We start from the raw sequence: 12,683 nt of genomic DNA on the forward strand, positions 1-12,683 counted from the left end.
ACTTTACTTTCAGTAAGTTAAGTCAGATCAATTGATGTTGATATGATCGGATCAAGTACTTTAAAAGCACTGATCAACTTGCCTAGTTATCAACATCTCGATCAAGTGAAAATTCTATCCAATGCATAATCATCTATAAATACAAGGTTAGATCAAGGGTTATCCACATTTCGATCTAAATACATTAAAAATTGTGAATAACCTTTTCATATGATCAATAGCCTAGTGCTGTGATTATAACTTGGCTAACAACTGTGGAAGCCAAGCCAGTGCAATATCTTCAGGTAATTCTTCCGATTGGGCGTCAACTTCTAAGCGATCAACAAGCTTTACAGCGCCTTTACTAGCTAGGTGTTGATCTAGCTCTTTCGCTGCCTGATTAAATTGATCGTAGCTAGAATCGCCTAAACCGATTACCGCATATGTTAGATGTGTAAGTTGTGCTACTTCAGCTAAATCAGACGCAAAGCTTTGAATGTTATCTGGTAACTCACCTGCACCATGGGTTGAAGTGCATATTAACCAAGCATTATCTTTGATCTCCGAAAGTACAGGATGCTCGTGCACAGTCGCATGAATGTCATGTTCTACTAACGCCTCTTGGATCTGTTCTGCGACATATTCCGCCGAACCCATTTGGCTACCAACAATAATGCTTAGATTTTTCATGATGAGTTGATCAGGTATTTTTCTCGATCTTAAGGTATAAATAGCTTAGTTAAAAGATCTTATTCACAGTGGATAGAAATAGTTTGTTTGTTTAATCAACGAATTTTGTTTAGGTTGTTGTTATTACGTGTTTTTTATTCTTTAGAATGTTTTAATAAATTTGCGATCAATCTGTGTAAAACTCGTTGCTAACCTCTTTATTACTCCTTAGCAAAGACTATATAAATTCATTTAGCATTGATTAAAACATCAAGTTTAAGCTCGTTGTGGATAGATCTATTCAATGCAGATCTAGATCGGCTTTTTTATTAGATCTAACTAATTGGTTTTAAGATCCAAATATTCTAAAAACTGTCGATCTTTTAGCATGGCCATTCGAAGTTCGATCTGTTTTTTCGATCGCATTGTGACAAAATGGCAATATGTAATATCTATATTGGTAATATGTAGTGATTGATTTTTATCGGATCAAAGAAGGTGAGTTTGTAAGACTTGTAGAAACAGGCTCTATGACAGATTTTATAGCGCAAGAATCGAACCTGGAGGCAAATAAGTATCACTTATTTGCGATTAATACGCAAACCGGAAAGGGCTATACAATCCGCCAAGCGAGGGTAGATGAGCTACGATCATGGCGTTTAGATCGCCTTGCAATGCTGCTAAAAAAGCTCGGACAGGGCAGTTTTCAAGTAAAGAATTTATAGGAAGTAGGTTCTTTATTGCAAAGTTTGGTGTGTAGAGGGGTAGGTTTTAAAACATTGTAAACGCCTTAACTACTGGTAATTATCTTCTAATTTACCTCCCTGTAGTTCATAAAGCCCATCCATGGGCTCCATGTTGCTTTTCTTTATTACAAGGTCCCTCTTTTCATCTAAAGACTGCCTGCGGCATTCTAATTTGTTCCAGACAAATTAGTGCTTCGCCAAAGATAAAGTAACCAAAAGAAAGGCGACCGCACTATCAAACTGATCCTCACCTCAGATTTGAATTTAAAGATAAACACCATGAATCGATGTCCCTATCTCAGCATGGCTTGCTCGACTCGCTCCGCTTCCAGTCTCACATTATCAATTCAAATCTGCTGTTCGGGCTTGATTAAAGCGGGTAAATGACAGCATCGAGCGAAAAACGGTCATTGAATAAATTAATTAACTGGCATATAAAGTTTGCCACTGTTATCAGTAAAAAAATAATACATTCCATTTCTTAATGATTATTTCCCCCTTAATTTTATAAACAGGCAACTTGCCTGCTTTCTGCAACCTATAAAATGTTAATTTCCAAATAACTATCTGACTAGTAACAACTAATTATTAGTGTTATAAAATGCTTTAGAATGAAAACAGGCGATGTTGCGGTAGAAAAAGAGGCAACTTGCCTCTTAATAAACTGTTAGCTCTTTTAATTAAACAAAGGACGTTATGCTTGAGAAATGTAAGCTATGCCTTAAACATAGCAATTTATGCAAATCGCACGCAATTCCAGATTCATTTTTTAAGAAAATTTTTAGATCCAACAATGGCAAAGCTATAGAGTTGTCCTCAGTTGAGAATGAAGAAATTAAGCATTCACAGGATAGCTGGGCTACAACGCAGTTATGCGAAGGGTGTGAACGAAAGCTTAATCAACATTACGAAAGTTACGGTATGCTTGTACTTTCGGGGAAAAAGGCTTTAAAAAGCCATGATGAATCAGGCATTACCCTATCAGACTTCAACACTAGAAAGTTCAGAGACTTTTTAGCATCAATACTTTGGAGAATGAGTGAGTCATCACACCCAAGTTTTAGTAGTGTTAATCTTCCTCCAAAAATACAGCAAAGTATCAGAAGTGGGCTTAATACGAAAACTGAGCTCTCAAAAGGCACATTTTTAGTAAGAGGCTTTCGCTTGATAGATAGTACTGAAAATGGTTTTAGTGAAAAAGATCTAAGAGATTTTATAGTAAGTCCATTCGTAAGAACTGATTATAGTCTTAATAATAACCAAATTGGTCAAGCTATATGTTTTTGCTTTACGGGTTTTCTTTTTGAGTTTTTTATTAGTGCTCGTCCAACTAGTAAAGAGTATCACCAAGATTTTATTGGGTTTAATAAAAAATGCTATAAATTCTGCCTTCAAGAAATTACAAAAGTTCCTGAATTATTTGATTTAATATTACTGAATTTCGCTAAGCAGAAAGAAGGCTTGTCACGTATCAAGAGCTAACAAGGCCATAAAACCGTGGACACAAAACAGCTGGCTTGTGCTCCTACGTCGCTAATTTTAGCCAGCTATTTTGTGCCGTTTATGGCAAGCGTTACGAGTAAAGGGAAGTCGAGCATGGCTGTCGAGCCACATCAAATTTATCAATCAATGATGCTTGAAATTAAAGTTAGAATCCGAGCTGTCGATTCTAAATTGGAAGGCTCTGATAAGTACCTTTCGTCATTGGATACTGAGTTTTGCTTCTTGCAAATTAGAAAAATCGTAGAGCAAATATGCTTCTCTTCGATACTATGTGATCAAGAACGTTACAGAGATTTCAGGAAGCTTGAGGGAATGACAAGTGATGATGATTCTGGAAGCTATGAAGATGATTGGAATTCAAGAGTAATTTTAAGCAAGCTAAAAGATATTAGTCCTCACTTCATGCCTATTCCGCTAGGCGAACGTCAGACAAATGGTAATGAGCACCATTTTGAAAGGGCCGATGTTAATGCAACCCACACAAAGCTAATCAAAATATTTAAGAAGTGCGGTTCTTTCATGCACATACCAAAACCATTTGGTGAAGAGTACGAGTCTCACATTAACAAGCAGCGAAATCGCTATAATCAGGCAACTGAAACGATTAAAGGCTACAGCCAGTATTTTAAAGACCTTTTATGGCATCATGCTGCTGTCGGCTTGGAGTATAGTGACTCGTCTAATGGCCTAGAGGCTTTAGATGCTGCTAGTCCTAAAACAGCTTGGTTAGTAAATTTTGAGGATTACGAGAGTGATCACATATCAATTGTCTTGGCACAAGCAGAGTAAACTCGTAACAAGTTGCTGCTACGGATCGTCGCTTGGCTCCTCCCGCAGAGCAAGGCGTTACGAATGACAGTTATTGGCACTTTACCGTCATTGAAATAAGGTGTTTAGAAGCTTTTCCCCTTATATCAAACCTGAAAATGGGATTTAAATGAATAATGCGAGACAGGGAGCTTAGCGGGTCGAGTAAGCCATGCTTAGGCATGGATGCCGCTTTATGGCGTTTATGTTCATATTTAAATAACGTTTGAAGATCAGTTTGATGTTGGGGCGCCGAGGGATTCCAAAGGGGGACCGGCGTTAGCTCCCCTTTGGCTGGTGTCGCCAGCGCGACAAATATACTTTCAGGTTTGCGCAATCGCTAAGGTTTGAACGCTTAAGTTCACTCTCCCCATTCTACTACATCAAAAGCTTTTCTTGCTTCCACCAGCGTGCTATTGGTTTGGCTGATCAGTTGTTGCTGTGTGATAGTGGGATTGTTTCTGATGAGCATCACTAAATCTGTAATATCCAGTTTAGGCTTATAGTTGTGTAACTGATCAATCACCCATTGCTAGCTGGGTTCTTCGAATGATTGTGCTTGTTGGATGATGATTTGAAATTGCGGCCAAGTGCCTTGTAACCGCCAGTTTCGTGAGCGACCTTTGCGACTTAGCTTGGCGCCAGATGATTTGATTTGTGCTTTTAATTCGTTAGCTTTATCAATACGGCGAACAAAGCTGTTTAATTGAATATCAAGCATGGTTTTTTATTACTTTTGGAAGAATAGATGCTGAGAAAATCTCAGCATCTAAAACCTTAATTCTAAATACTAAAACCTAATTTATCATTTACCGATACAGAACGAGCTGAAGATTTTGCCAAGCAAATCATCAGAGGAGAATTCACCGGTGATCTCGTTGAGATATTGTTGGGTTAAACGCAGCTCTTCTGCCAATATTTCACCTGCAATGTGCATTTCTAACTGATCTTTGCCTGTTGATAGGTGGTACGCTGCACTTTCCAAAGCATCAAGGTGACGGCGGCGTGCCATAAAGCTGCCTTCGGTAGCGCCTTGGAAACCCATGATTTGTTTTAAATGAGACTTAACAAGTTCCACACCTTCACCACTGTTAGCGCTAACGCTCAGTACTGGTGATTCTAGAGAATCATCAATTTGAATACTTTCGCCCGATAAATCAGCTTTGTTGCGAATAACACTGATACCCATACCTTGTGGTAATTTCTCAGCAAATTCAGGCCAAATTTTTGCAGGATCGGTTTCGTTTGTTTCGGTGCTATCAACCATAAACAATACGCGATCGGCTTGATTAATTTCTTGCCAAGCGCGCTCAATACCAATTTGCTCAACTACATCTGGACTTTCACGCAGACCTGCGGTGTCGATAATATGCAGCGGCATACCGTCAATATCGATGTGTTCGCGTAAAACGTCACGTGTGGTACCAGCAATATCTGTAACAATGGCAGCTTCACGACCAGCAAGGGCATTAAGTAAACTCGATTTACCTGCATTAGGGCGACCAGCAATTACTACGCGCATACCTTCACGCATAATCGCGCCTTGTTTGGCTTGTGCGGTTACGTTGTCGAGTTGTTCGATTATCGCGTTAAGGTCGTTGGCGACTTTACCATCTGATAAAAAGTCGATTTCTTCATCAGGGAAATCAATGGCAGCTTCAACATACATGCGCAGGTGAATAACTTGTTCCACCAGCGTGTCGATATGTTTTGAAAATTGCCCCTGCAGCGAGTGTAGAGCGCTTTTGGCTGCCTGCTCTGAATTGGCATTAATTAAATCTGCAATCGCCTCAGCTTGGGTTAAATCCATTTTGTCGTTTAAGAATGCGCGCTCACTGAATTCACCTGGCTTAGCTAAACGCACACCGTCAATTTGCGTGATTTCGCGCAGCAGCATATCAATAATTACTGGGCCACCATGGCCTTGAAGCTCAAGTACGTCTTCACCAGTAAAAGAGTTAGGGCCTTTAAAGTACAGTGCTATACCTTGGTCGAGTTGTTCACCCTGTAAGGTATTAAACGATAGGTAGTCGGCATAACGTGGCTTTGGGCATTTGCCTAATATTTTTTCAGCAACCTGTTGTGACAGTTTGCCTGAAACTCGAATAATGCCAACGCCGCCTTTGCCGGGCGCCGTTGCTTGTGCAACGATGGTATCTTGATTAAACATAGAGATGAGTTGATAGCTTTAGTTACTTATATTGTAACTGGCGTGCATAAAAAAGGCGACACACTGTGCCGCCTTTCATTTATTTAGTTCGGTTTATGATTTAACCGAAATACCTTTCTTTTCCATGCCTTTGTAGATGTATAGCATCTGAGCAATTGAAATTAAGTTAGATACTAACCAGTACATTACAAGACCTGATGGGAACCAGATAAAGAATACTGAGAACATTACAGGCATCCAAGTCATCATTTTCTGCTGCATTGGATCAGTAACCGTCATTGGCTGTAGCTTTTGCATTAGGAACATACTTGCACCAAATAGAATTGGTAAGATGAAGTATGGGTCCATCGCGGCTAAGTCATTTAGGTATAAGAATTCAGTGTGACGAATTTCTACCGATTCCATGAATACATAGAATAAACCTAGGAAGATTGGCATTTGTAGCAATAGTGGGAAACAGCCACCCATAGGGTTAACTTTCTCTTTGCGGTACATTTCCATCATTGCTTGACCCATCTTCTGACGGTCATCGCCGTAACGATCTTTCAGCGCCATAATTTTTGGCTGAAGGTTACGCATTTTAGCCATAGAGGTGTACTGCGCTTTAGTAAGTGGGTAAAGCACCATTTTCACGATAACAGTAATCGCGATGATTGCTAAACCTAGGCTACCAATTAAGCCATATAACCACATTAGTAATGAGTGTAGAGGCTGTGAAATAAACCATAGCCAGCCGTAGTCTACGGTTAGGTCTAAGTCTGTTTGTAACGCTTCAAGCGTAGCAGAATCTTTAGGACCCATATAATAAGTAGAGCTAATTGTATGTGTGCTATTTGCTGCAACGTTTTCTAGTGGACCTTTTAAACCGATAATAACTGAATTATCGCTACGAGCCTTAGTGTAGATGTTGTTTTGTTGCTCTTGGTTTGGCACCCATGCACTTACAAAGTAGTGCTGGATAAAGCTGATATAACCCGCTGTAGTGTTAATATTTAGGTCGCGCTCTTTAATGTCATCAAAGCTGTACTTTTCGTAAGGCTCTTCTGCTGTACCGTAAGCTGTACCTAAATATGTTTGGTCAATCATGCCACCTTTTTCGGTGATCGAACGCTTAATTTGCGTAAATAACTGCACTTGCTTTGTTTCAGCAGTGTTGTTAGCAATTTGATATTCAACGGCAACATCGTAACGACCCGCTGTGAAAATATATGTTTTGGTATAGCTAACACCGTCTTTAACAAATGTAAGTGGAACACGTAGCTCATCACCTTTTAACTGGTAACTTGTTTGTGCTGCTTGGTATGTTGGACGACCGTCAGATGATGCATCTGGTCCGTGTAAACCAATTAAGCCACTTTGTGAGAAATATTGATTGCCGTCTAACACGCCAAGCAACATAAATGGGTTTTCGCTATCGATTTTTTCTTTGAAGTTTAATAGCTTGGTTTCGATGATATCGCCACCAAAGGTATCAAGTTTTACAGAAAATACATCGGTTGTTACATCAATAATTTGACGTGAGTTTGCGACGTTCGCTACAGGTAAGTCGCCAGTTGATGACTGTGGAACAAAGTCATTGTTGGCAGACTGGTTTGTAGATGTTTGCGTTGTAGCACTTGTCTCGGTATTTACTTGCGGGTTGTTATCCATATTCCATTGTTGGAATAAAAGAAAACTTACCAAAAGAAAACCGATAAATAAAAACGTGCGTTGTGATTCCATAACAGCTCTTATTTCTCGCGGTGTTGTTTAAGTGAATTTTGTTTATCAGGCACGGGATCATCCCCACCTGGATGCAAAGGGTGACATTTTATAATGCGTTTAGCTGCGAACCAACTCCCTTTTACAAATCCATGTATTTTTATTGCATCTATCGCATAACTTGAGCATGTCGGGGTAAAACGACAGTTTTGGCCAAGTAGTGGACTGAGTAGTTTTTGATACACCTTAATAATTAAGATCATCAGATTACTCGGCAGAGCAAATAAAAAGTGCATTTAATGAAAAAGTGCCTGATTAAAAGGTGAGCTAACTTTACCTAAATTTGCCTAGTTTTGCTATGCAACAACAGGTTTATTAGGCTTTGTTATTCGGTTTTTTTGCGTTTTTGTTTTTTTGCCAGTGATTAGGGCGTGGTTTTGGCTTATAGCCTGGTTGGCAACGCTCATTAATTTTGCGCCAAAGCTTAGTTAATTGCTTATGTAACTCTTCGTTAGATAATTCATCAACGCCAGTTTTAACCATTAAAACAATATCAATATTGTCGAGTTGATGGCGGTTTAAGCGAAAATTTTCACGGGCAAGACGTTTAATGCGATTACGTTGTACCGCTTTTTTAACGCGTTTTTTAGCTATAGTTAAACCAAGACGTGGATGGTCTAGATCATTTCGTTTTGCTAAAAGAGTAAAGTGTTGATTTGCTGCGCGTGCAGGCTCATTGAAGATGCGGGAGTAGTGTGAGGGAGTTAACAGACGTAACTCCCTACCAAAGCGAAAGTCTTCCACTATATTAAGCAGAAAGAACCTTACGGCCCTTAGCACGACGACGTGCTAAAACTTTACGACCATTTTTAGTCGCCATACGTGCACGGAAACCGTGAGTACGTTTACGCTTAAGAACGCTAGGTTGAAAAGTTCTTTTCATAACTATATTCCATCCGATCGGTTAAAAATTAAAACATCCTATGCAGGTCGCGATCCTGGCACAGGTGCCATTGCGAGCGCGAGATGTTATAGAGAAGCACACACAAAGTCAATAAAAAACACACAATAGTCGCGTTAATTATAGGCATTGAATAAAAGCCGTTCTAATCTTAACAAGGTAGTTACATTTACCTTTATATAAGGCGAGATCGTACTGTATTTCTCTGTTGATCCAGCGAGGATCAATTTTAAAATAAAGTTTTCCACAATGATAGTGTAAAAATTGCGACTTTTCTTTGGAAAACTTTTATAGATCTACTTTAATCATTTTGATCAAGCTTTTTATTAATAATTTATCCACATTATTTTTTAACTAAAAAACATTTAAAAATAAGAAGTTATATATTTACCTGTGTCAGATCATAAAAAATATAAAAATCAATGTTGATGTTGTGGATAAACTAGCTTCATAATGGCAGTCTTAACTTGGATTTGATGCTTAATTTCTGCTCTATTTTGGTGAGCGGGAATATTATTGGGGGTTGCCGTGTATTTGTCGGTTTGGCAAAGCTGTCTTTACGTTTTACAAGATGAACTGCCATCACAACAATTTAGTATGTGGGTGCGTCCGCTACAGGCAGAAAGCACTGAAGATACCCTCACTATTTATGCGCCTAACCGGTTTGTACTTGATTGGGTGCGTGAAAAGTACCTAAATCGTATTAACGAGTTATTAATTGAGATTTGTGGTGACGAAGCGCCGGAGTTGCGTTTTGAAGTTGGCAGTACGGTTAATATTAGCAAGCCCGCTGCACCACAAACACCAGCGCAAGAGAAAGCAGCAGTTGAAGCGCCCGTTAAAAAAGAAAACAAAGCGCCTGTTGAGCCTGCACCTAAAAACATGCCTAAATCAAATATCAAAGAAAACTATACCTTTGATAGCTTTGTTGAAGGTAAATCGAACCAACTAGCAAAAGCTGCGGCAACGCAGGTTGCTGATAACCCTGGTTCGGCCTTTAACCCTGTTTTTATATATGGCGGCACAGGTTTAGGTAAAACCCACTTATTACATGCTGTGGGTAATGGCATCTTAGACAAAAAAGAGAATGCAAAAATTGTTTATATGCATTCTGAACGTTTTGTACAAGATATGGTAAAAGCGCTGCAAAATAATGCGATTGAAGAATTTAAACGCTACTACCGTAGCGTTGATGCATTACTTATCGATGATATTCAGTTTTTTGCTAATAAAGAACGTTCACAAGAAGAGTTCTTTCATACCTTTAATGCATTATTAGAAGGTAACCAACAAATTATTTTAACCTCAGACCGCTATCCAAAAGAAATTGAAGGGGTAGAGGATCGCCTTAAATCGCGATTTGGCTGGGGTTTAACCATTGCGATTGAGCCACCAGAGCTTGAAACGCGCGTTGCCATCTTGATGAAGAAGGCGCAGCAAAGCCAAATTAAATTACCTGAAGAAGTAGCATTCTTTATTGCCAAGCGTTTACGTTCTAACGTACGTGAACTAGAAGGGGCGTTAAACCGCGTAATTGCCAATGCTAACTTTACCGGTAGGCCAATTACTATCGACTTTGTAAAAGAAGCGCTGCGTGATTTACTCGCGTTACAAGATAAACTGGTAACAATTGATAATATTCAAAGAACAGTAGCAGAGTACTACCGTATTCGCGTTTCTGACTTATTATCAAAACGTCGCAGTCGCTCAGTTGCAAGACCACGCCAAGTCGCAATGGCATTATCAAAAGAATTAACCAATCACAGTTTGCCTGAAATCGGCGATGCGTTTGGCGGACGAGATCATACAACCGTGCTACATGCATGTAGAAAAGTGAAGTCACTTCGTGAAGAGTCTCACGAAGTAAAAGAAGATTATCAAAACTTGATTAGAACTTTGTCATCTTAGGACGAGTACAGCATGAAAATTACTATTTCGCGCGAGCAATTTTTACAACCTTTAATGCAGGTTTCAGGAGCAATTGAGCGCAAACATACGTTACCGATTCTATCTAATGTGTTGTTAGAGGTAAAAGAAAGTGTACTTTATTTCACAGGTACCGATCTTGAAATAGAACTTGTAGCAAGTGTGGTATTAGCTGAGCCAGTAGCAGACTGTAAGCTTACATTACCGGCTAAAAAGCTATTGGATATTTGTAAGAGCTTGCCTGATGGTTCTGATATCACGCTAACTATTCAAGATGCGCAAGTTTTACTTACGTCTGGCAAAAGTCGTTTTTCACTGGCGACATTAGCGGCGGAAGACTTCCCTAATTTAGAAAACTGGGACAGCGAAGTAATCCTTAACCTAACGCGTTTAGAACTTAGAAAATTACTTGAAAGTACAAGTTTTTCTATGGCAAATCAAGATGTTAGATATTATCTGAATGGTATGTCACTGGAAATCGAAAACGATGTAGTTAAAACGGTTGCAACCGATGGCCACCGTCTAGCATTAGCGCAAAAACCATTAGAAGCATCACTTAATACTCAGCGTCAGGTAATTATTCCACGTAAAGGCGTACAAGAAATTATGCGCTTATTGATTGCTGACGATGAAGTTGTTGAAATTCAGTTAGGCGCTAATCATGTTCGTATTATCGACCAAGCATTTATCTTTACATCTAAATTAGTCGATGGTCGTTTCCCTGATTATCGTCGCGTATTACCGCGTGGTGGTGACAAACAAATTGTGGCTAATCGCGAGTGGTTACGCAGCGCATTTGCCCGAGTATCGATTCTTTCAAACGAAAAATTCCGCGGTGTAAGGTTGAACCTTACTTCAGGCGAGTTAACGATTTCTGCCAATAACCCAGAGCAAGAACAGGCGGAAGAAACCGTAGAAGTAATGTACCAAGGCCCTGATTTAGAAATTGGTTTTAATGTGTCTTACTTATTAGAAGTTTTAAATACCATTAAAACTGACGACGTTTTATTTACCTTACTTGATTCAAACAGCAGTGCATTAATTGAAGGACAGGGCGACGAAGGTGCCATGTACGTTGTAATGCCGATGCGTTTATAGTGATTGGAGTAAGTATAATTAAATGAGCTTAGTTACCTTTAATGTTTCAAATTTTCGTAATATTGAAGCGCTAAGCTTTGAACCCTCTCCAGAAGTTAATGTGATTATTGGAGAGAATGGCAGTGGCAAAAGTAGTTTACTTGAAGCCATTTATTTTCTGTCTCACGGTAAATCCTTCCGCACTTCTAAATTTAAAGCTGTAATTCAACATCAAAAAAATGCCATGGTACTACATGGCAAAAAGCAATTTAACAGCCTACAAATCCCTGTAGGACTGCAAAAAGAACGCTCCGGTGATACGCTGGCAAAAGTGCATGGAAAGCGCTGTGAACGCATGGCACAGCTTGCAGAAGTGCTTCCTGTGCAAGTCATCACACCCGAGAGTTTTGAACTGTTTTTTGGTGGACCAAAAGAACGCCGCCGCTTTTTAGATTTAGGATTGTTCCACGTGGAACAAGAGTTTTATTATCATTGGTATCGTTTTAATAAATTATTGAAACAACGCAATGCGCTGTTAAAGCAAAAACCGCATGGATTTGAGCAACAAATTCAGTTCTGGGATAAAGAATTTGTAACAATCGCGACAAAGATAAATACACTTAGAACCACATATATAACTAGGTTATCTAACCTGTTTTTTGATAAGATAGCTAGTCAGATTGAATTATTTAAAAGTCTTACTTTTGATTTTTCTCCAGGTTGGAAGGCTGAAGATGATTTAGCTGATCAACTGAGTAAAAACTTCGAAAGAGACACAAAACTGGGTTACACCAGTAAAGGCCCTCATAAAGCCGATATCAACTTTTTAATTGACGGTATCGCAGTTGATAATTTTTTGTCGCGAGGGCAGTTGAAGCTTTTAATGTATGCGCTAAAAATTTGTCAAAATAGCCTGATTGAAAGTGAAACAGATAAACAATCACTTTTTTTAATTGATGATTTACCGTCTGAATTAAGCAGTGAAACAAAACAAGCTGTAAGTGAGTTACTCGCTCATTCAAATTCACAGCTGTTTATAAGCGCTATTGATTACGACAGTATTTCAGCTGTGGTGGAACCTCTAAATAAAAATATGAAAGTGTTCCACGTGAAACATGGCAAACTAATAACAAGTTAATTGGAA

Annotated in this window: 14 protein-coding genes; 6 read left to right on the plus strand and 8 right to left on the minus strand. The window is 39.1% G+C overall.

The genetic code is table 11. The features are described from left to right. Positions 1 to 234: 234 nt before the first annotated feature. Complete coding sequence (locus AN214_RS08815; protein WP_054979393.1) at positions 235 to 669, minus strand: flavodoxin domain-containing protein; 435 nt, start codon at positions 667 to 669, stop codon at positions 235 to 237. A 449-nt stretch (positions 670 to 1,118) separates the two neighbouring features. Here AN214_RS08815 and AN214_RS08820 point away from each other — a divergent pair, with 449 nt between their 5' ends. From AN214_RS08820 to AN214_RS08830, 3 genes are all read left to right on the plus strand, one after another. Beyond that, positions 1,119 to 1,373, plus strand: coding sequence for a hypothetical protein (locus tag AN214_RS08820; RefSeq protein WP_082428538.1), 255 nt, complete (start codon positions 1,119 to 1,121; stop codon positions 1,371 to 1,373). Positions 1,374 to 2,090: 717 nt separating this feature from the next. Next, positions 2,091 to 2,876, plus strand: a complete 786-nt coding sequence (locus AN214_RS08825; RefSeq protein WP_054979394.1) for a hypothetical protein — start codon at positions 2,091 to 2,093, stop codon at positions 2,874 to 2,876. 114 nt (positions 2,877 to 2,990) lie between these two features. After that, complete coding sequence (locus AN214_RS08830; protein ID WP_054979395.1) at positions 2,991 to 3,686, plus strand: hypothetical protein; 696 nt, start codon at positions 2,991 to 2,993, stop codon at positions 3,684 to 3,686. 379 nt (positions 3,687 to 4,065) lie between these two features. Here AN214_RS08830 and AN214_RS22465 read toward each other — a convergent pair whose 3' ends face one another. The 7 genes from AN214_RS22465 to rpmH all read right to left on the minus strand — a co-directional run bounded on the left by AN214_RS22465 (position 4,066) and on the right by rpmH (position 8,518). Continuing rightward, on the minus strand, positions 4,066 to 4,230 hold the full coding sequence (locus tag AN214_RS22465; RefSeq protein WP_152960744.1) for a hypothetical protein: 165 nt from the start codon (positions 4,228 to 4,230) through the stop codon (positions 4,066 to 4,068). 6 nt (positions 4,231 to 4,236) lie between these two features. Next, the gene (locus tag AN214_RS08835; protein WP_054979396.1) at positions 4,237 to 4,425 is read right to left on the minus strand and encodes a hypothetical protein; all 189 of its coding nucleotides are present in this window, start codon (positions 4,423 to 4,425) and stop codon (positions 4,237 to 4,239) included. Positions 4,426 to 4,509: 84 nt separating this feature from the next. After that, the gene (mnmE, locus tag AN214_RS08840; RefSeq protein WP_054979397.1) at positions 4,510 to 5,874 is read right to left on the minus strand and encodes a tRNA uridine-5-carboxymethylaminomethyl(34) synthesis GTPase MnmE; all 1,365 of its coding nucleotides are present in this window, start codon (positions 5,872 to 5,874) and stop codon (positions 4,510 to 4,512) included. Between the two features lie 93 nt (positions 5,875 to 5,967). Continuing rightward, on the minus strand, positions 5,968 to 7,596 hold the full coding sequence (gene yidC, locus AN214_RS08845; RefSeq protein ID WP_054979398.1) for a membrane protein insertase YidC: 1,629 nt from the start codon (positions 7,594 to 7,596) through the stop codon (positions 5,968 to 5,970). An 8-nt stretch (positions 7,597 to 7,604) separates the two neighbouring features. Beyond that, positions 7,605 to 7,871: a membrane protein insertion efficiency factor YidD gene (yidD, locus tag AN214_RS08850; RefSeq protein WP_010561312.1), complete on the minus strand. Its 267-nt coding sequence runs from the start codon at positions 7,869 to 7,871 to the stop codon at positions 7,605 to 7,607. Positions 7,872 to 7,950: 79 nt separating this feature from the next. Then, complete coding sequence (gene rnpA, locus AN214_RS08855) at positions 7,951 to 8,379, minus strand: ribonuclease P protein component (protein ID WP_010561311.1); 429 nt, start codon at positions 8,377 to 8,379, stop codon at positions 7,951 to 7,953. A gap of 4 nt (positions 8,380 to 8,383) precedes the next feature. After that, positions 8,384 to 8,518: a 50S ribosomal protein L34 gene (rpmH, locus tag AN214_RS22220; RefSeq protein ID WP_010376846.1), complete on the minus strand. Its 135-nt coding sequence runs from the start codon at positions 8,516 to 8,518 to the stop codon at positions 8,384 to 8,386. 546 nt (positions 8,519 to 9,064) lie between these two features. Here rpmH and dnaA point away from each other — a divergent pair. Genes dnaA through recF form a run of 3 tightly spaced genes read left to right on the plus strand, consistent with a single transcriptional unit; the run spans position 9,065 to position 12,677 of the window. After that, positions 9,065 to 10,444, plus strand: coding sequence for a chromosomal replication initiator protein DnaA (dnaA, locus tag AN214_RS08860; protein ID WP_040642370.1), 1,380 nt, complete (start codon positions 9,065 to 9,067; stop codon positions 10,442 to 10,444). 12 nt (positions 10,445 to 10,456) lie between these two features. After that, a complete protein-coding gene (gene dnaN, locus AN214_RS08865) occupies positions 10,457 to 11,560 on the plus strand; it encodes a DNA polymerase III subunit beta (RefSeq protein WP_054979399.1) in 1,104 nt (367 codons plus the stop codon). 22 nt (positions 11,561 to 11,582) lie between these two features. Then, positions 11,583 to 12,677 (plus strand): DNA replication/repair protein RecF, encoded by a 1,095-nt coding sequence (recF, locus tag AN214_RS08870; protein ID WP_054979400.1) that lies wholly within the window; start codon positions 11,583 to 11,585, stop codon positions 12,675 to 12,677. Positions 12,678 to 12,683: the final 6 nt, after the last annotated feature.

This window comes from Pseudoalteromonas sp. P1-9 (genome assembly GCF_001399975.1).
Classification (GTDB): domain Bacteria; phylum Pseudomonadota; class Gammaproteobacteria; order Enterobacterales; family Alteromonadaceae; genus Pseudoalteromonas.

What these genes read in the sequence shown, in the direction of transcription:
- yidC (WP_054979398.1), bottom strand. Translation starts at nt 7,596, where the DNA reads ATGGAATCACAACGCACGTTTTTATTTATCGGTTTTCTTTTGGTAAGT.
- AN214_RS08815 (WP_054979393.1), bottom strand. Translation starts at nt 669, where the DNA reads ATGAAAAATCTAAGCATTATTGTTGGTAGCCAAATGGGTTCGGCGGAA.
- AN214_RS08835 (WP_054979396.1), bottom strand. Translation starts at nt 4,425, where the DNA reads ATGCTTGATATTCAATTAAACAGCTTTGTTCGCCGTATTGATAAAGCT.
- mnmE (WP_054979397.1), bottom strand. Translation starts at nt 5,874, where the DNA reads ATGTTTAATCAAGATACCATCGTTGCACAAGCAACGGCGCCCGGCAAA.
- recF (WP_054979400.1), top strand. Translation starts at nt 11,583, where the DNA reads ATGAGCTTAGTTACCTTTAATGTTTCAAATTTTCGTAATATTGAAGCG.
- rpmH (WP_010376846.1), bottom strand. Translation starts at nt 8,518, where the DNA reads ATGAAAAGAACTTTTCAACCTAGCGTTCTTAAGCGTAAACGTACTCAC.
- AN214_RS08830 (WP_054979395.1), top strand. Translation starts at nt 2,991, where the DNA reads ATGGCTGTCGAGCCACATCAAATTTATCAATCAATGATGCTTGAAATT.
- AN214_RS08825 (WP_054979394.1), top strand. Translation starts at nt 2,091, where the DNA reads ATGCTTGAGAAATGTAAGCTATGCCTTAAACATAGCAATTTATGCAAA.
- yidD (WP_010561312.1), bottom strand. Translation starts at nt 7,871, where the DNA reads ATGCACTTTTTATTTGCTCTGCCGAGTAATCTGATGATCTTAATTATT.
- dnaN (WP_054979399.1), top strand. Translation starts at nt 10,457, where the DNA reads ATGAAAATTACTATTTCGCGCGAGCAATTTTTACAACCTTTAATGCAG.